14 protein-coding genes are annotated in these 18,069 nt (G+C 67.5%); 11 read left to right on the top strand and 3 right to left on the bottom strand.

Features of this window, described 5'->3' with window-relative positions; all coding sequences use genetic code 11:
* Positions 1 to 33: 33 nt before the first annotated feature.
* Complete coding sequence (locus AC07PA_RS07670) at positions 34 to 801, top strand: type III pantothenate kinase (RefSeq protein ID WP_494608337.1); 768 nt, start codon at positions 34 to 36, stop codon at positions 799 to 801.
* A 24-nt stretch (positions 802 to 825) separates the two neighbouring features.
* Here the strand turns inward: AC07PA_RS07670 and AC07PA_RS07665 are convergent, their stop codons facing one another.
* The 3 genes from AC07PA_RS07665 to AC07PA_RS07655 all read right to left on the bottom strand — a co-directional run bounded on the left by AC07PA_RS07665 (position 826) and on the right by AC07PA_RS07655 (position 3,157).
* Complete coding sequence (locus AC07PA_RS07665) at positions 826 to 1,599, bottom strand: tetratricopeptide repeat protein (protein ID WP_007851974.1); 774 nt, start codon at positions 1,597 to 1,599, stop codon at positions 826 to 828.
* Positions 1,600 to 1,654: 55 nt separating this feature from the next.
* Entirely contained in the window at positions 1,655 to 2,320 is a 666-nt protein-coding gene (locus AC07PA_RS07660) for a TetR/AcrR family transcriptional regulator (RefSeq protein ID WP_007851973.1), read from the bottom strand.
* A 225-nt stretch (positions 2,321 to 2,545) separates the two neighbouring features.
* The gene (locus tag AC07PA_RS07655) at positions 2,546 to 3,157 is read right to left on the bottom strand and encodes a phasin family protein (protein ID WP_494608336.1); all 612 of its coding nucleotides are present in this window, start codon (positions 3,155 to 3,157) and stop codon (positions 2,546 to 2,548) included.
* A 230-nt stretch (positions 3,158 to 3,387) separates the two neighbouring features.
* Here AC07PA_RS07655 and AC07PA_RS07650 point away from each other — a divergent pair, with 230 nt between their 5' ends.
* From AC07PA_RS07650 to AC07PA_RS07605, 10 genes are all read left to right on the top strand, one after another.
* Positions 3,388 to 5,373 (top strand): SDR family oxidoreductase, encoded by a 1,986-nt coding sequence (locus tag AC07PA_RS07650; protein ID WP_494608335.1) that lies wholly within the window; start codon positions 3,388 to 3,390, stop codon positions 5,371 to 5,373.
* 111 nt (positions 5,374 to 5,484) lie between these two features.
* A complete protein-coding gene (gene rfbB, locus AC07PA_RS07645; RefSeq protein WP_145694723.1) occupies positions 5,485 to 6,573 on the top strand; it encodes a dTDP-glucose 4,6-dehydratase in 1,089 nt (362 codons plus the stop codon).
* Positions 6,570 to 7,460, top strand: a complete 891-nt coding sequence (gene rfbD, locus AC07PA_RS07640) for a dTDP-4-dehydrorhamnose reductase (protein ID WP_494608334.1) — start codon at positions 6,570 to 6,572, stop codon at positions 7,458 to 7,460. The genes rfbB and rfbD overlap by 4 nt, the downstream gene beginning before the upstream one ends.
* A gap of 10 nt (positions 7,461 to 7,470) precedes the next feature.
* A complete protein-coding gene (rfbA, locus tag AC07PA_RS07635; RefSeq protein ID WP_007851963.1) occupies positions 7,471 to 8,355 on the top strand; it encodes a glucose-1-phosphate thymidylyltransferase RfbA in 885 nt (294 codons plus the stop codon).
* 18 nt (positions 8,356 to 8,373) lie between these two features.
* Entirely contained in the window at positions 8,374 to 8,940 is a 567-nt protein-coding gene (rfbC, locus tag AC07PA_RS07630; protein ID WP_007851962.1) for a dTDP-4-dehydrorhamnose 3,5-epimerase, read from the top strand.
* A gap of 32 nt (positions 8,941 to 8,972) precedes the next feature.
* Positions 8,973 to 9,938: a glycosyltransferase gene (locus AC07PA_RS07625; protein WP_494608333.1), complete on the top strand. Its 966-nt coding sequence runs from the start codon at positions 8,973 to 8,975 to the stop codon at positions 9,936 to 9,938.
* Positions 9,935 to 11,071 (top strand): DUF1972 domain-containing protein, encoded by a 1,137-nt coding sequence (locus AC07PA_RS07620; RefSeq protein WP_494655367.1) that lies wholly within the window; start codon positions 9,935 to 9,937, stop codon positions 11,069 to 11,071. Before AC07PA_RS07625 ends, AC07PA_RS07620 begins: the two co-directional genes overlap by 4 nt.
* Positions 11,068 to 11,973, top strand: coding sequence for a glycosyltransferase family protein (locus tag AC07PA_RS07615; RefSeq protein WP_494655366.1), 906 nt, complete (start codon positions 11,068 to 11,070; stop codon positions 11,971 to 11,973). The genes AC07PA_RS07620 and AC07PA_RS07615 overlap by 4 nt, the downstream gene beginning before the upstream one ends.
* A 385-nt stretch (positions 11,974 to 12,358) precedes the next feature.
* Positions 12,359 to 16,189, top strand: coding sequence for a glycosyltransferase (locus tag AC07PA_RS07610; protein WP_494608331.1), 3,831 nt, complete (start codon positions 12,359 to 12,361; stop codon positions 16,187 to 16,189).
* Between the two features lie 78 nt (positions 16,190 to 16,267).
* A complete protein-coding gene (locus tag AC07PA_RS07605) occupies positions 16,268 to 18,052 on the top strand; it encodes a methyltransferase domain-containing protein (protein WP_494608330.1) in 1,785 nt (594 codons plus the stop codon).
* Positions 18,053 to 18,069: the final 17 nt, after the last annotated feature.

Genomic DNA, 18,069 nt, shown 5'->3' with positions numbered 1-18,069 from the left:
TGCGCCCGGCCAAAACTCGGGATAATCCGCCGCATGACTTTTCTGGCCATCGACGTCGGCAACACCCGCCTCAAATGGGCACTGTACGACGCCCACCGCCCCGGGGCCACGCTACTGGCCCACGGCGCCGAATTCCTGGACCACATCGAGAAGCTCGCCGAAGGCAGCTGGGCCGACCTGCCGGTGCCGCAGCGCATGCTCGGCTGCGTGGTGGCGGGTGACGCCGCCAAGCGCCGCGTTCAGGAGCAGATGGAGCTGTGGGACGTGGGCGCACAGTGGGTGGTGTCCTCGGGCGAGGAGGCGGGGCTGGTCAACGGCTACGACCATCCCTCGCGCCTGGGCTCGGACCGCTGGGTGGCCATGATCGGTGCGCGCCACCATGTGCTGGCCCAGGGGGCTGCGCGGCCGCTGGTGGTGGTGATGGTGGGTACGGCGGTCACCGTGGAGTGCATTGACGCGCATGGGCGCTTCATGGGCGGGTTGATCCTGCCGGGCCACGGCATCATGCTGCGCGCGCTCGAAACAGGCACTGCCGGCCTTCATGTGCCCACGGGCGACGTGCGCATGTTCCCCACCAACACCAGCGATGCGCTGACCAGCGGCGGCACCTATGCCATCGCGGGCGCCGTGGAGCGCATGGTGCAGCATGTTATCCAGCACTGCGGCGAGGAGCCGGCCTGCATCATGACCGGCGGCGCCGGCTGGAAGATGGCGCCGAGCATGACGCGCCCCTTTGAGCTGGTGGACAACCTGATCTTCGACGGACTGTTGGAGATCGCCTCCCGGCGCTTTGCTGGCTGAGCGCCGGGGCGGCGCCCAGCGGCGTCAGTCTTCCAGCTCGGCGCGCGCCATTTCCACGTCCAGGCGCTCCATGGCGTCGGCGGACTCGCAGGCAGCGGCCTTCTCGTAGAGCTGGGTCGCTTCCTTCATCTTCTTGTCGCCTTCGAGCATCACCAGCGCATTGGCGTACTCCACCATGGCGATGGCCGATCCGGGGTTGAGCTTGAGGGCTTCCTGGAACAGCTTGAGCCCGGTGTCCTTCTTGGCGCCATAGGTCATGCCACCGATCAGCGAGCCCACCTTGTCGATCACCTCGGCGTGGAAGGCGCCCAGCGCAATGCGGGCGTCGGCGTGCTTGGGGGCCAGGGCGATGGATTTCTCGAGCGACTCCTTGACCTTGCCGCCCAGGCCCTGGGCCAGGGCCTTGGCCACGCTGATGCCCTGGCTGTAGCGGCCCAGGGCGTAGGCATGCCAGTACCAGGCATTGGCGTTGTTCGGGTCGTCACCGGCCTGGGCTTCGGCGCGCTCGGCCACCTGGGTGAACAGGTCCAGGCGGGTCTTTTCCTTCTGCTCGAGGTAGTTGGCGTAGATGGCCGTGGCCTTGTTGGCCACGGTGATGCCGGGGCCGCCAGCGGCCAGGCCGGCGGCGGTGGCTTTCTCGAAGTCACCGCTGTGGAACAGCGCCCAGGCCTGCAGCACAGCCGCGTCCTTGGGGCAGGGCTCGGCGTCGCCGCTGTGCAGCCGGGCCCAGTGCTTCTTCACGCTCGTGGCATCGAAGCTGTAGTCACCCGCATGGGGAAAAGGGGTCCATTTGGCCATGGTGTGTCTCCTGTGGTTCTTGGGGTCGGGTGTTGGGGGGATGGCGCCTGGGCGCTCAGCCCGGTGGGGTGGCGGCGTAGGCGCCAACGAGTTCCAGCAGGTGTGCGCGCTGCCCGCTTTCCAGGTAGGGCATGAGCAGGTTGAGCACATGGTGGGCGCCGCGCAGCAGGGCCGCCTGGGCGCTTTCGGGCTCCAGGGCGCGGCGCGGGTCGCGCACGTACTCGAAGCTCAGCCAGTAGGTCAGCACCACCACCATGCTGGTCGCCGTGGCCTCGAGCTCGCGCGTGTCGATGTGCAGCGCGTCCGAGCGGCCCATGCCATCCAGCATGGCGCGCACGGCGCGGGTCTTGTTCTTGAGGATGGCCTGGAAATGGGTCTCCAGGCGCCGGTTCTTGGACAGCAGGTCGTTGAGGTCGCGGTACAGAAAACGGTACTGCCAGATGAGCTCGAACAGCGTGTGCATGAAGAACCAGGCGTCCTCCACGTTGCGCACCCCGTCGGCGGCGGCGAGCAGCTCGGTCAGCGACTGCTCATAGCGGTCGAACAGCGCATTGATCAGCTCGTCCTTGGCCGGGTAGTGGTAGTACAGGTTGCCGGGGCTGATGCGCAGCTCGGCCGAGATCAGGGTGGTGGAGACGTTGGGTTCGCCGAACCGGTTGAACAGGTCCAGCGTGACTTCCAAGATGCGTTCTGCGGTGCGTCGCGGCGCTTTTTTCACCATGTGTGCGGGCCCTCTTCGCGTCGTTTTGGATCGGTGTTGGGATGTCTCTGGTGGCTACTCTAACCGAGGCGCTGATGCTGCACTGCATCAATATTGGCATGTCCTTAGAACCGGTTTCCATGCCCTGCGGCAAGGGAGGCCAACGAAAAAACGGCTGGCACGCACAGGGCGTGTCAGCCGTTCGCAGCAACGGGCCGGTCGGGGCGGCCCATTGGCTGGGGGCGATCAGTTGGAAGCGGCAGCTGCCGAGGCGGGCGCAGCGGCCTTGGCGCTGGCCTTCTTCGCGGGGGCTGCTGCCTTCTTGGCAGGAGCGGCCTTGGCGGCAGGCTTGGCTGCAGCCTTGCGGGGGGCGGCTGCCTTCTTGGCGGCTGCCTTCTTCGCGGGGGCGGCTGCCTTCACTGCGGCCTTGGCAGGTGCCTTGGCCGGGGCTGCCTTGCCGGTGCCCTTGGTCAGTGCGTCCACGCGCGCCGTCAGGGCTTCCAGGTCACGCGCCGAGGGCACGCCGAGCTTGGACAAGGCCTTGGCCACGCGGTCTTCGAAGATGTTCTCGAGCTTGTCCCACTGGCCCTGGGCCTTGGTGCCGATGTCGCTGGCCATGGTGGTCACGCGGCTGGTGGCTTCGGAGATCTTCTCTTCGGCCACGGCCTGGGTCTTGCGCTGGATGGACAGGCCTTCCTTGACCAGGGACTCGAACACCTTGCCGCCTTCTTCCTGGGCCTTGGAGAAGGCACCCAGGCCCGCCAGCCAGATCTGCTGGGCCGAGTCCTTGACGGTGCTCGACAGCTGGGCATTGCCATTCTTCTTGTCGGCGCTGAGTTTCTGCAGTTTCTTGACCATGGGGCCTCCGGTATGCGGGTGGGTGGTTGGGGTTGCCAGTGCCGGGCGGCTTTGGCGCATGGCCGAACTGTACGCCGCGTGGCAGGCCAGGTGTAGGCGCGCGCTCCTAAAAACGTAGAGCGTGGCCTCTAGCAGGCCATGCTGGTCGGCCACCGGGCTGCGCGGGTTTGTGCTGAATCCACCGGCCATGCGCTTGGGCAAGAATGAACAGATCTCACAGGAGTTTTTTCATGCAGTATTTCGTGACGGGAGCGACGGGGTTCATTGGCAAGCGGCTCGTGAAGAAGCTGCTGGAGCGCAAGGGGGCCGTGGTGCACTTCCTGATCCGCAAGGAAAGCGCCGATAAGGTGGCCGACTTGCGCAGCTACTGGGGCGTGTCGGCCGCGCGGGCGGTGCCGGTGTTCGGCGACCTCACGGCCAAGAAGCTCGGCGTGGCCTCCGAGGATGTGAAGAAGCTCAAGGGCCAGATCGACCACTTCTACCACCTGGCCGCGGTCTACGACCTCGGGGCGGATGAGGAAACCCAGGTGGCCGTGAACATCGAGGGCACGCGCAATACGGTCGACCTGGCCAAGGCCATCGACGCCGGGCACTTCCACCACGTCTCGTCCATCGCCGCTGCGGGCCTGTACGAGGGCGTGTTCCGCGAGGACATGTTCGAGGAGGCCGAGGGCCTGGACCACCCGTACTTCCAGACCAAGCACGAGAGCGAGAAGATCGTGCGCCAGGATTGCAAGGTGCCATGGACCGTGTACCGTCCGGCCATGGTGGTGGGCGACAGCACGACCGGCGAGATGGACAAGATCGACGGCCCCTACTACTTCTTCAAGCTCATCCAGCGCCTGCGCCAGCTGCTCCCGCCCTGGATGCCCACCGTGGGCCTGGAGGGTGGGCGCGTGAACATCGTGCCCGTGGACTTCGTGGTCAACGCGCTCAATGTCATCAGCCACCAGAAGGACATCGGCAAGAAGTGCTTCCACCTGGTGGACCCGGTCGGCTACCGTGTTGGCGACGTGCTCGACATCTTCAGCCGTGCTGCCCGTGCGCCGCGCATGAACCTGTTCATCAACGCCGCGTTGCTGGGCTTCATCCCCAAGAGCGTGAAGAAGAGCCTGATGGCCATGGCGCCCGTGCGCCGCGTGCGCAATGCGGTCCTGAAGGACCTGGGCCTGCCCGAGGACATGCTGACCTTCGTGAATTACCCCACGCGCTTCGACTGCCGCGACACCCTGGCGGCGCTCAAGGGCTCGGGCGTGAGTTGCCCCAACCTCAAGGACTATGCCTGGCGCCTGTGGGACTACTGGGAGCGCAACCTCGACCCCGAGCTGTTCATCGACCGCAGCCTCAAGGGCACGGCGGGTGGCAAGGTGGTGCTGGTCACGGGGGGCTCCTCGGGCATCGGCCTGGCGGCCGCGCACAAGTTTGCCGAGGCGGGCGCCACCACCATCATCTGCGGCCGCGACCAGGACAAGCTCGACGAGGCCTGCGCCGAAGCCCGGGCCAAGGGCTACGAGTTCATCGCCTATGCCGCCGACATCGCCGACATGGCCGATTGCGACCGCTTCGTGCAGCTCCTGATCGACAAGCACGGCGGCGTGGACTTCCTGATCAACAACGCGGGCCGCTCCATCCGCCGCGCCATCGAGTCGAGCTACGACCGCTTCCACGACTACGAGCGCACCATGCAGCTCAACTACTTCGGCTGCCTGCGCGTGACCATGGGGTTCCTGCCCGGCATGGTGGCCAAGCGCAAGGGCCACGTGGTGAACATCAGCTCCATCGGCGTGCTGACCAACGCGCCGCGCTTTTCGGCCTATGTGGCCAGCAAGGCGGCGCTGGACGCCTGGACGCGCTGCGCATCGAGCGAGTTCGCCGACCAGGGCATCACCTTCACCACCATCAACATGCCGCTGGTGCGCACGCCCATGATCGCACCGACCAAGATCTACAACAACGTGCCCACGCTGAGCCCCGAGGAGGCGGCCGACATGATCGCCCAGGCCTGCATCTTCAAGCCGGTGCGCATTGCCACCCGCCTGGGCATCACCGGGCAGATCCTGCATGCACTGGTGCCGCGCGTGGCCCAGATCACCATGAACACCAGCTTTCGCATGTTCCCGGATTCCACCGCTGCCAAGGGCGCCAAGGACGCCAAGCCGCAGCTGTCGGCCGAAGCGGTGGCGCTGCAACAGATGATGCGCGGCATCCATTTCTGATGGCCTTTCCACCCGCCCCGGCCGGCCCGTGTTGAACTCTGTTACCGGGTAACCGGGCGGGGTGGGATAATCGCGGGTTCTGCCGAGCAGGCATTTCACACAGCCCACCCTATGATTCTGGTTACCGGCGGCGCGGGTTTCATCGGCGCCAACTTCGTTCTTGACTGGCTCGCTGCCTCCAGCGAGCCCGTCGTCAACCTCGACAAGCTCACCTACGCGGGCAATCTGCACAACCTGGACAGCGTTCAGGGCGATGCCCGCCATGTCTTCGTGCAGGGCGATATCGGCGACACCGCCCTGGTCGCCCGCCTGCTGGCCGAGCACAAGCCGCGTGCGGTGGTCAACTTTGCGGCCGAATCGCATGTGGACCGCTCCATCCACGGGCCCGAGGACTTCATCCAGACCAACATCGTCGGTTCGTTCCGCCTGCTGGAGGCGGTGCGCGCCCACTGGAGCGCACTGCCCGAGGGCGAGCGCGCGGCGTTCCGCTTCCTGCATGTCTCCACCGACGAGGTGTACGGATCGCTGGCACCCACGGACCCGGCATTCGCCGAGACGCGCGGTTTCGAGCCGAACAGCCCCTACAGCGCCAGCAAGGCCGCCAGCGACCACCTGGTGCGCGCCTGGCACCACACCTACGGCCTGCCGGTGCTCACCACCAACTGCAGCAACAACTACGGGCCCTACCACTTCCCCGAGAAGCTGATCCCGCTGATGATCGTCAACGCCCTGGCCGGCAAGAACCTGCCGGTGTACGGCGATGGCATGCAGGTGCGCGACTGGCTCTACGTGAAGGACCACTGCAGCGCCATCCGCCGCGTGCTGGAAGCCGGCGCCCCTGGCGAGACCTACAACGTGGGCGGCTGGAACGAGAAGCCCAACATCGAGATCGTGAACATGGTCTGCGGCCTGCTCGATGAGCTGCGCCCCCGCGCCGATGGCCAGAGCTACCGCACCCAGATCACCTATGTGAAGGACCGCCCGGGCCACGACCGCCGCTACGCCATCGATGCGCGCAAGATCGAGCGCGAGCTGGGCTGGAAGCCCGCCGAGACCTTCGACACCGGCATCCGCAAGACCGTGCAGTGGTACCTGGAGCATGCCGACTGGGTGGCCAGCGTGCAGACCGGTTCCTACCGTGACTGGGTGCAGACCCAGTATGCGCAGGAGCCCGCAGCCGTTGCGGACGCCAGCGCATGAACATCCTGCTCTTCGGAAAGGGCGGCCAGGTCGGCTGGGAACTGCAGCGCAGCCTGTCCGTGCTGGGTACGGTCACGGCGCTGGACTTCGACAGCACCGAGCACTGCGGTGACTTCGCGAACCCTGCTGGCGTGGCCGAAACGGTGCGCGCCCTGCGCCCCGACGTCATCGTCAACGCCGCGGCCCACACCGCCGTGGACAAGGCCGAGAGTGAGGTCGACTTCGCCCGTACGCTGAACGCCACGACCCCTGGCGCCATCGCGCAGGAGGCCGCGAAGCTTGGCGCCTGGCTGGTGCACTACAGCACCGATTACGTGTTCGATGGCAGCGGCAGCCGCCCCTGGGTGGAGTCCGATGCACCCGCCCCCTTGAGCGTCTACGGCCGTACCAAGCTCGAAGGCGAGCAGCTGATCGCCCAGTCCGGCGCGAAGCACCTGATCCTGCGCACCAGCTGGGTCTACGCCGCACGCGGCGGCAATTTCGCCAAGACCATGCTGCGCCTGGCCCAGGAGCGCGAGCGCCTGACGGTGATCGATGACCAGTGGGGCGCACCGACCGGTGCCGACCTGCTGGCCGATGTGACGGCCCACGCCATTCGCCACCTGCAGCGGCACCCCGAGGACGCGGGCCTGTACCACCTGGTCGCAGCCGGCGAGACGAACTGGAACGAGTACGCGAAGTTCGTGCTGGCCCTGGCCGCGAAGCACCCGGTGGGTGAAAAGATCGTCGCCAAGGAAGTCGCTCCCGTGCCGACCAGCGCCTTCCCCACGCCAGCCGTGCGCCCGCACAACTCGCGCCTGGACACCACCAAGCTGCGCAGCACCTTCGGCCTGACCCTGCCGCATTGGCAGGCCGGCGTGGCGCGCATGCTCACCGAGATTCTCTGAAAAATACCCCATGACGGCACGCAAAGGCATCATCCTCGCCGGAGGCTCCGGAACCCGGCTGCACCCGGCCACCCTGGCCATCAGCAAGCAATTGCTGCCGGTGTACGACAAACCCATGATCTATTACCCGCTGAGCACGCTGATGCTCGCGGGCATCCGCGACATCCTGGTGATCAGCACCCCGCAGGACACGCCGCGTTTCGAGCAATTGCTCGGCGATGGCAGCCAGTGGGGCATCAACCTGCAGTATGCGGTGCAGGCCAGCCCCGACGGTCTGGCGCAGGCCTTCGTGATCGGCGAGTCTTTCCTGGCGGGAGCGCCCAGCGCGCTGGTGCTGGGTGACAACATCTTCCACGGGCACGACTTCCACGAACTGCTGGGCAGCGCGGCCGAGCGCACCGATGGCGCCACCGTGTTCGCCTACCATGTGCACGACCCCGAGCGCTACGGCGTGGCCGAGTTCGACGCCAACGGCAAGGTGCTGTCGCTGGAGGAAAAGCCCAAGGTCCCCAAGTCGAGCTATGCGGTGACGGGCCTGTATTTCTACGACAACCAGGTGGTGGAGCTGGCCAAGGGCCTCAAGCCTTCGGCCCGCGGCGAGTACGAGATCACCGACCTCAACCGGCTGTACCTGGAGCGCGGCCAGCTGAACGTGGAGATCATGGGCCGGGGCTACGCCTGGCTCGATACCGGCACGCACGAGAGCTTGCTCGAAGCCGGCCAGTTCATCGCCACGCTGGAGCACCGCCAGGGCCTGAAGATCGCGTGCCCCGAAGAGATCGCCTGGCGCTGCCAGTGGATCGACAGCGCGCAACTGGAGCGCCTGGCGCAGCCGCTGACCAAGAACGGGTACGGCCAGTACCTGATGCGCGTGCTCAAAGAAAAGATCTACTGATTCCCTGAAATTCATTCCATGCAAGCAACCCGACTGGCCATTCCCGACGTCGTGCTGATCGAACCCAAGAAGTTCGGCGATGCGCGCGGCTTCTTCTTCGAAAGCTTCAACCAGCGCGCCTTCAACGAGGCGACCGGTACCGACCACGATTTCGTGCAGGACAACCACAGCCGCAGCGCTCGCGGCGTGCTGCGCGGCCTGCACTACCAGGTCCAGCAGCCCCAGGGCAAGCTGGTGCGCGTGGTGCGTGGTGCCGTGTTCGACGTGGCGGTGGACATCCGCAAGGGCTCGCCCACCTTCGGCCAGTGGGTCGGTGAGGAGCTGAGCGAAGACAACCACCGCCAGCTGTGGGTGCCGCCGGGCTTTGCGCACGGCTTCCTGGTGCTCAGCGAGACGGCGGAGTTTCTGTACAAGACCACCGACTACTACGCGCCGGCGCACGAGCGCTGCATCATCTGGAACGACCCTTCCATCGGCATCGAATGGCCCGACATCGGCGCCAACCCGCTGCTGTCGGCCAAGGACCAGCAGGGCCTGACCCTGGAGAACGCGGAAGTCTTCGCTGCTGTTGCCGCCACCCGCTGACGGCGGCCCCTGGCGCACCTGAAAAGTCCGGCATGACCCTGCATGTGCTCCTGTGCAGCCACAACGGGGCCCGCTTCATTGCGCAGCAGATTGCCTCGGTCCGCGCCCAGTCCCGCGCCGTGGACGTGATCCACGTCTTCGACCATGCGTCCGACGACGGCACGCGGGCCGTGCTGAGCCAGCTGGCGTCCCAGCCGGGCGCCCCCCTTGAGCTGCACTGGCTCGGCGACGCTCCCGGGCCGGCGATGTCCTTCTTGCGTGCCATCGGCTATCTGGCATCCCGCGTCGATGCGGCAGACAGTATCTTCCTGGCCGACCAGGACGACGTCTGGCTGCCCGGCAAGGTGGCTGCCATGCTGGAGGCAGCGGCCCACAGGCCCCGGCCCTGGGCGCTGTTCCATGACGTGCAGGTGGTGGACGAGGCGCTCGCCCCTCTGCAGCCCAGCTTCTACACCGGCAACCCGTACGCCGTGCCGCGCGACCTCGATCCCCGACGGTTGCTGCTGACCAACCCGGTGGTCGGGCACACGCTGCTGCTCTCCGGGGACTTTCTGGCGCTGATGGCCCGGTTGCCCGGGCAGGATGCCTATGTGATGCACGACTGGGCCGTGGCCCTGGTGGCCCAGCGCATGCAGTGCCTGGTCTATGTGCCGCAAGCCCTGTCGCTGTACCGGCAGCACGGTGCCAACCTGCTGGGGGCATCGCGCGAGCGCCGGCTGGGTGAGCAGCTGCAGCGCGGCATGCAGCTGGCCGAACGCGTGCTGGTGCAGGCCATGGCCTGGGCGCGGGCCCCCTCGTCAGGGCTGGTGCCCGCTGCCAGCGCAGCAGCGGGGCCGGTGTGGCTGTCTCGGCCCTGGGCCGGCCACAGCCGCCTGCGTACGGCCCTGCACCTGGCCTTCCATGCCCTGGTGTCGGCACCCACGCTGCGGCGGCGGGCCCTGGGCATCTTCCTGTTGCTGCAATTGCTGCGCCCTGCCCATGGGAGTGCCAGGCCGTGAAGGGTGCGGCCGCCAAGGCACTGCGCATCGCCGTCATCGGCACCGATGGCATGCCGGCCCGCTACGGCGGGTTCGAGACCTGCGTGGAGCAACTGGCGCCACGGCTGGCCCGGCGTGGCCATGCCGTGCAGGTGTTCGGCTCCTCGGTCGGGCGCACAGAGCGGGCGGTTCCCCAGGCGGGTCTGGTGCACCGCTACCTGCCGCTGCGTGCCAACGGCCTGTGGTCCGTGCCGTACGACCTGCTCAACTTCCTGCTCTGCTGGCGCCAGTCGGATGCCATGCTGGTGATGGGTGTCTCGGGCGGCATTTTCATGCCCTGGCTGCGGCGCCTGGCTGGCCGGCGCCGCATCATCGTGAATGTGGACGGGCTGGAGACCCGGCGCGACAAGTGGACCGGTTTCAAGCGCTGGTTCCTGGCGCGCAGTGAAGCCCTGGCCGTGCGCCATGCCCACGTGGTGGTGAGCGACAACCAGGCCATCGCCGAGATGGTGCAGGCCCGGTACGGCCGCGCCAGCACCGTGATTGCCTATGGCTGCGACCATGTGCAGCAGTTGCCCGCAGCCGAGGCCCAGGCCCTGGTGCGCGAGCGCTTCGGCCTGGCACCGGGCGGCTACCTGCTGACCGTGGCCCGCATCGAGCCCGAGAACCAGATTGCCGAGATGCTGCAGGCCTTTCTGGCCTCGCCCCAGCCCCAGTATGTGGTGGTGGGCAACTTCGGCGGCACGCCGCTCGGACGCGAGCTGCAGGCCCGCTACCAGGGCGAGCCGCGCATCCGGTTCATCGACTCGCTGTTCGACCCCCGGGCGCTGGCCGCCCTGCGCGCCTGCTGCCACATCTACCTGCACGGCCACAGCGTGGGGGGCACCAACCCTTCCCTGGTGGAAATGCTGCCCTATGGTCGGCCGCTGCTCGCCTTCGACTGCAGCTTCAACCGCCATACGCTGGCGGGTGGGTGCGGTTACTTTGCCGACGTGCCGTCGCTCATGGCGCAGCTGCAGCACCCGGCGCTGCCGGCCTGGGTGCCGGGGCCGCAACTGGTGCAGTCGGCGCGCTACCGCTGGGAGGCGATCGCCGACGCCTACGAGGCGCTGTGCTGCGCAGACACCGTCCGCAGCGGGGGCGGCACGCCATGAGCCCGCGTGTGCTGGCTTGCGTGGTCGCCTACCTGCCGCAGGCGGACCGGCTGGCGGCCCTGATCGAGCGCCTGCTGCCGGACGTGGCGGGCCTGCTCGTCATCGACAACGGCCAGACCATCGACCCGCAGGCCGCCCCCTGGAATCAGATGCAGGGCGTGCAGTGGTACCGCGCGCCCCGCAACCTGGGCATGGGCGCTGCGCTGGAGATCGCACGAGGACGTGTGCTGGCGGAGGGCTACGATTTTCTGCTGAGCTTCGACCAGGACTCCCTGCCACCTCCTGGCTATGTGCCGCAGCTGCTGGGCATCTGGGCGCGCGAGGCCGATGCGACCTGGGCGGCGCTGGGCGCGGCCGTGGTGGATGAAGCCACGGGCGCGCCCCTGCCGGTGACCCGGGTGGATGGGCGGGGGGGGCTGGTGGCGTCCAGTGCCCTGGTGCCTGGCCCGGCCGCAGCGGTGGACCATGTGATCACTTCCGGCTGCCTGGTCGCGGCGCCGGCCCTGGCTGCTGTGGGGCCGTTTCGCGCCGACTGGTTCATCGACCTGGTTGACACCGAGTGGTGTTGGCGCGCGCGGCACCGCGGCCTGGTGGTGGTGCAGACCGGCGATGTGGCGATGGTGCACACCATTGGGCGGGCGGGCGTTCGGGTGCTGGGGCGCAGGGTGCTCGCGCATGCGCCGGCGCGTGTGTACTTCCAGGTGCGCAATGCCTTGTGGCTGCTGCGTTCGCGCGAGGTTCCGGCAGGTTGGCGCAGGCACCTGGTCGCGCCGCTGCTGCGCAAGGTGGCACTCCAGGCGCTGCTGCCCGACCAGCGGCTGGCGCGCTGGGCGGCGGTGGGGCGCGGCGGCTGGCAGGGCCTGGTGGGCCGGCCCGATGCCCAGGATCGCTCGCGCGTGTGACGCCCTGAAGGCAGGCGGGGTGTCTCCGCGATCACGCTGCTGCGCAAAAAACAGCCGTTGTAATCGATTGGCAGGGCAACAATCCGTTGCATCGGAACGGATTTGCGCACGATCAGAGCTGCATACGACAGAATATAGAATTGCAGACCTGCCCAGCAGCCCGCCCAGGCGGTCGGCTGGCAAAAAATCCCACAGACCTGGTCTCAGCCCTGGCAACCGCCGCGGCCCTTCGGCAACGAAGGCTGCGCATTGTCGTGTGTGCGCCTTTTTTGCGGATGCACCCGGTTTCCACGCGCTCCAGACTGTCCCCACGTTCCTTTTCCTGATCTGAATGCACAACATGCACCCTAGCGAGGCTGAGATCATTCCTTACCACGCCTCCCCTGTGCCTCCTGCCCCAGGTGGCGTGCTCGTACTGGCGCCCCACCCAGACGACGAGGTGTTCGGATGCGGCGGTGCGATCGCCGGGCACTTGCAGGCCGGGCACTCCGTCCAGGTGATCCTGCTGACGGCGGGCGGCCACGGAGAGCAGGGCGAGGCCGGGCAAGGCTATGCCGAAACCCGCCTGTCTGAAAGCGCTGAGGCGGCCCGCGTGCTGGGCCTGCCGCCGCCCCAGTGCTGGGGCCTGCCGGACCGCGAGATCAGCTACGGCGAAGCCCTGGTGGGCCGCATCACCCAGGTGATCGCCGAAACCGGTGCCGATGCGGTGTACGCCCCTTCGCCCTGGGAGCTGCACCCCGACCACCGCGCAACGGCCCTGAGCGCCCTGGAGGCGGTGCGCCGCCTGGAAGGCGTGAGCCTGCACCTGTATGAAGTAAGTGCCCCCCTGCGGCCCAATCGGCTGCTGGATATCACCCCTGTGTGGGCGCTCAAGCAGCAGGCCATGCAGGTCTTTGCCAGCCAGGAGAAGAAGCTGCCCTATGCGAGCTTCATCTCCGCGCTCAACCGCTTCCGCGCGCTCACGCTGTTCCCGGCCGCGGAGTATGCCGAGGCCTTCGAAAGCTACACCTCGGCTGAATTGCGCGCCGGCGGCCCGCTGCTGATCGAGGGCGAGAAGCAGCGCCTGCTGGGCCGCGGCGTGGCCGTGCTCCCGCAGGACATGCCGCTGGTATCGGTCATCGTGCGCACCATGGGCCGGCCCACGCTGGCCAAGGCGCTTGGTTCCGTGGCGCTGCAGACCTACCCGCACCTGGACATCGTGCTGGTGGATGCTGCCGGCGATGGCCTGCCCGGCACGCAGTGGGCCGGGGGACCGGTGCCCGTGAGCCTGGTGTCGCAGGGCAAGAAGCTCAACCGCGCGCTGGCGGCCAATGCCGGCATGGCGGCGGCCACGGGCGAATACCTCATCTTCCTGGACGACGACGACTGGTTCTACCCGGACCACATCGCCAAGCTGGTGCTGGCCGTACGCCAGAGCACCACGGTCAAGGCGGTGCACACGGCGGTGGAGTGCGTCGATGCGAAGAGCGAGCCGGTGGGCGAGATTTTCCAGTTCCCCTACGCCTCGGGCGAGTTGCGCTACGGCAACTTCATGCCCATTCACTCGGTGCTGTTCCATCGCAGCCTGGTGCAGGCCGGCGGCGCGGCCTTCGACGAGCGCTTCGATCTGTACGAGGACTGGGACTTCTGGCTGCAGGTGGAAAGCCGCACGCCGTTCGAATTTGTACCCGGCGTCTCGGCGGCCTACCGCATCCATGCCGGGGCAGGCGAGGGCGTGCAGGCCGATCGCCAGCGCGCAGCCGATGCCACGGCGCAGCTCTATGCCAAGTGGCAGGTGCTGCAGTCGAAGCAGACCTTCGAGGAGCTGGTCACGCGCTCACTGTCGCGGCGCAGCGTGCTGTCGCAACTGGCCGAACGCGGCAAGGACGTGAAACGGCTGACGCAGGACCTGATGGACCAGCAGCAGCGCGCCATGGACGCCATGCAGGCAGCGGACAAGGCGCGCCAGGATGCGCACCACCTGGGCGAGGCGCATGACTTGGCCTGCGCCGCGCGCGACGTGGTGCAGCAGGAGCGCGATGCCACCATCGTGGAACTCCATGCCGTGGTGCGCGAGCGGGACCTGGCCCACCAGCATGGCGCGAACGTGCTGAGCCTGTACACCGATGCCCAGGCGCACATCGGCTCCCTGGAGGCTTCTGCCGCCGCCCTGGGGGCGGAGATCGCCCTGGCACGCAACCATGCGCACAACCTGCAGACCATGCTGGACGGCACGCAGCACCAGTTGCGCCTGGTGACGGGCTCGCGCTCCTGGAAGATCACCCGCCCGCTGCGCCTGGTGGTCCGGCTGCCGCGCTACGCCCGGAGCGTCGTGGCGGCCTATTCGGTGGCCCGCAGCCGGGGTGTGGGCCTGCCGCACCTGGTCAAGCGCACGGTGTCGGTCCTGCGCACCCAGGGTGTGCAGGGCGTGCGCCAGCGCCTGCGGCGCATGCTGCATGGCTCTGGCCATGGGTCGGAAGCCCTGGATACCGGGGCGCCCATGCCGGACGCCGTGCCCGGTGCCGCACCACGCAGCTATGCCGACTGGGTGGCGAAATACGACACCATGGACCCGGTCAAGCTCTCGCGCCTGGTGGCCGAGGCGGCCGACCTGCCGCGCAAGGCGCTGGTCTCCATCATCATGCCGGTTTACAACCCCGATCCGCAGGACGTGGGCCGCGCCATTGCCTCGGTGAAGAACCAGGTCTACCCGCACTGGGAGCTGTGCATCTGCGACGATGCATCGACCAAGGCTGGCACGCGCGCGCTGCTGGAGGCGGCAGCCGCCGAGGAGCCCCGCATCCGCTTGGCCTTCCACGAAAAGAACCAGCATATCTCGGCGGCGACGAACACGGCCATAGCCCTGGCCAAGGGCCAGTACATCGCCCTGCTCGACCACGACGACGAGCTCACGCCGCATGCGCTGCTGCGCGCCATGCAGGCCTTTGCGCGCAACCCGCAGGGCAAGGTGCTGTACTCCGACGAGGACAAGATCGACCAGACAGGTCGGCGCTTCGATCCCTACTTCAAGCCCGATTTCAACCTGGGCCTGCTGCGCTCGCACAACTACATGTGCCACTTCGCGGTCTACGACGCGCATTTCATGCGCGAACTCGGCGGCCCACGCGTGGGCTTCGAAGGGGCGCAGGACTACGACCTCGCACTGCGCGCCATCGACAGCGTGGACGCGACCGCCGTGCTCCATGTGCCGCAGATCCTCTACCACTGGCGCACGGCAACCGGCAGCACGGCCTCGGGCCACGGCAACAAGAGCTATGCCTTCGAGGCCGGCCGGCGGGCGCTGCAGGAGCACCTGCAGCGCCGCGGCCTGCAGGGCGAGGTGCTGGAGGCGCCCGAGGCCTCGGGCATGTACCGCGTGCGCTGGGGCATTCCGGCCAACCCGCCGCTGGTGAGCATCGTCATCCCGACCCGCAATGGCGAGAAGATCCTGCGCCAGTGCCTGGACAGCCTGGTGCAGACCCGCTATCCCAATTACGAAATCATCGTGATGGACAACGGCAGCGACGAAGCCGCTTCGTTGCAACTGCTGGCCGAGCGCACGGCCTCGGGACAGATCCGGGTGCTGCGCGACGACGGCCCGTTCAACTTCTCGGCCATCAACAACCGGGCGGTACACGAGGCCACGCGCGGCGAGTTCGTGCTGCTCATGAACAACGACATCGAGGCCACCCACCCCGAGTGGCTCGACGAGATGGTCGGCCCGGCCCTGGAGCCCGGCGTGGGCTGCGTGGGCGCCCGGCTGTGGTACCCCGATGGCCGCATCCAGCACGCGGGCGTGGTGCTGGTCTGCGGCGTGGCGGGGCATGCGCACAAGCTGCTGGCGCGCGGCCAGCACGGCTACATGGGTCGCGCCGTGCTGGCGCAGGACTTCGTGGCCGTGACGGCGGCCTGCCTGCTGCTGCGCAAGTCGATCTATGAAGAGGTGAGCGGCCTGGATGAAACCCTGGCCGTGGCCTTCAACGACGTGGACTTCTGCCTGCGTGTGCGTGAAGCAGGTTACCGCAACCACTGGACGCCGTATGCCGAGTTGATCCACCACGAGTCGGTCTCGCGCGGCTACGAGGACACGCCGGAGAAGCAAAAGCGGTTCAACTCGGAAGTGAAGATCCTGCAGACCCGCTGGCCCGCCCTGCTGGCCAACGACCCCTGTTACAACCCCAACCTGACCATCGACGCCGAAGACTTCTCGCTGGCCTGGCCTCCCCGGGTTGTCTGACGCGGCGCTCGTCGCCACCCTTTGCCACGTGACCGTTTCCTTCCTTGAATCCATCGTATGAGCCGACTTGATTCCCTGTTGCCGCTGCTTGCCTGCCCGCGTTGCGGCTCACGACTGAACCAGCATGAGAGCCGGATGGTGTGTGGTGGGTGCAGCACGGCCTACCCGCTGCGCAATGGGGTGCCCGTGCTGTTGCCGGAAACCATCGAGGAGGCGGGGACGGGCGAGGCATCGGTGGACGATCCGGTCTCGCGCCACCCCTACAGCCTGGAATCGCTCAGGATCATCGAAGAGCACCGGGACGAATGGGTGCTGGACCTGGGCGCAGGCGGCAAGCTGCAGCGCTGGGACAACGTGGTGCAGATCGACATCTTCCGCTACCCGATGACCGACGTGGTCGGCTCCGCCGACCGGCTGCCGTTCCGGGACAATACTTTTGGGGCGGTGATCAGCCAAGCGGTGTTTGAGCACCTGCAGTACCCCCAGGCTGCGGTCGAGGAGATCCGCCGCGTACTCAAGCCGGGTGGGGTGGTCAAGATCGACACCGCCTTCCTTCAGCCGGAGCATGGCTATCCCCACCACTTCTACAACGCGACCGAGACGGGCTTGCGCGAGTGGTTCCGCGAGTTCGACTTGCGCTGGAGCGGGGTGGAGCCCCACCAGCACCCGCGGTGGTCGCTGAGCTGGTTCCTGGGCGTCTACCTGGACCGCCTGCCCGCCGATGCGGCGGCGCTGCTGCGCACCACGCCCCTGGGCGAGGTGGTCGATGCGTTGCAGCGCTCCGGCACGGGTGCTGCCCAGCCGCAGGACGCCGCCATCATGGATGCGCTCGGCGCGCTGCCTGAACACCACCTGCGGACATTGGCGGCAGGGGTTTCGATTCGTGCGATCAACCCGCCCAAGACCTTGCCGTCGTCCGCATCCCCTGCGATGGAGGGCGTGTCCCCGGTCGTGGCCACGGATCTGGACCGCAAGCTGGCCGCCGCGCGCACGGACCTGGAGCGCCTGCGCTCGGAGCTGACCACGGTGCGCGAGCACCATCTGCTCGCCAACGACCAGTCGCGCTATATGGCGCAGTACTACCGCCTGATCGCCGATGCCGGCGAAGAGGCGCCCCTGAGTGCCGGGCGGCGGGCGCATGCCCTGTTCCATGCCAAGAACATGGTGCGCGCCGTGGTGCCGCCAGGCATGTGGCGGTTCATGCGCGATGGCTGGCGCTCATTGTCTGGTGCAGGCGCGGTGCAGAGCGCTCAGGCAGCCCCCGCCCAGGCGGTGGCTGCACCCTTCGTCTCGGCCGTGGTGCGGCCATTCGATGTGGCGGCGCTCACCGCCACCTTCTTCTCGCTGGTGCGCCAAACTTACTCGGGCTGGGAGTTGCTGTTGCTGGGCCACCCCGATCAGTCACCTGCGGTGCGCAGGGCCATGGAGGACTTTGCCCGGCTGGATTCACGGCTGACCATCGTTACCCGGACCGATCCTGAGGGCTTGTACCCCTGGCGCGGCCAGTACCGACTGGTGCTGCACGAAGGAACCACGCTCTCCTTCAATGCCCTGCAGGAGATGTTCACGCTCGCCAAGATGCGTCCTGGCACAGAGGCCATCATGGCAGACTACGATGCCGTCCTGGGGCGCGACGATGTGATGCCTCCCGTGCGTTGTCAGAGCGCGCCGGTTCCGCAGACCGACAGTTCGTTCGCGGTCTCGGCGCCGTTCGTTTTGCTGGCGGCCGAGGCGTTGCGCGGAAATGGTGCGGGCCGCATCGTCAATGTGAACTATCAGCAGGTCGCCCATATCCCATTGGTGCTCTTTCACGCGCTGCAGGAGCCTGTATCCCCCACGAGTCGCCCACCGGCAACTCATTGAACTTCCACACTATCTTG

Source organism: Acidovorax sp. GW821-FHT09B03, from assembly GCF_059418305.1.
Note: the sequence above shows the minus strand (reverse complement) of the source record. Positions and strands in the feature narration are given on the sequence as shown.

What these genes read in the sequence shown, in the direction of transcription:
- AC07PA_RS07670 (WP_494608337.1), top strand. Translation starts at nt 34, where the DNA reads ATGACTTTTCTGGCCATCGACGTCGGCAACACCCGCCTCAAATGGGCA.
- AC07PA_RS07665 (WP_007851974.1), bottom strand. Translation starts at nt 1,599, where the DNA reads ATGGCCAAATGGACCCCTTTTCCCCATGCGGGTGACTACAGCTTCGAT.
- AC07PA_RS07660 (WP_007851973.1), bottom strand. Translation starts at nt 2,320, where the DNA reads ATGGTGAAAAAAGCGCCGCGACGCACCGCAGAACGCATCTTGGAAGTC.
- AC07PA_RS07655 (WP_494608336.1), bottom strand. Translation starts at nt 3,157, where the DNA reads ATGGTCAAGAAACTGCAGAAACTCAGCGCCGACAAGAAGAATGGCAAT.
- AC07PA_RS07650 (WP_494608335.1), top strand. Translation starts at nt 3,388, where the DNA reads ATGCAGTATTTCGTGACGGGAGCGACGGGGTTCATTGGCAAGCGGCTC.
- rfbB (WP_145694723.1), top strand. Translation starts at nt 5,485, where the DNA reads ATGATTCTGGTTACCGGCGGCGCGGGTTTCATCGGCGCCAACTTCGTT.
- rfbD (WP_494608334.1), top strand. Translation starts at nt 6,570, where the DNA reads ATGAACATCCTGCTCTTCGGAAAGGGCGGCCAGGTCGGCTGGGAACTG.
- rfbA (WP_007851963.1), top strand. Translation starts at nt 7,471, where the DNA reads ATGACGGCACGCAAAGGCATCATCCTCGCCGGAGGCTCCGGAACCCGG.
- rfbC (WP_007851962.1), top strand. Translation starts at nt 8,374, where the DNA reads ATGCAAGCAACCCGACTGGCCATTCCCGACGTCGTGCTGATCGAACCC.
- AC07PA_RS07625 (WP_494608333.1), top strand. Translation starts at nt 8,973, where the DNA reads ATGACCCTGCATGTGCTCCTGTGCAGCCACAACGGGGCCCGCTTCATT.
- AC07PA_RS07615 (WP_494655366.1), top strand. Translation starts at nt 11,068, where the DNA reads ATGAGCCCGCGTGTGCTGGCTTGCGTGGTCGCCTACCTGCCGCAGGCG.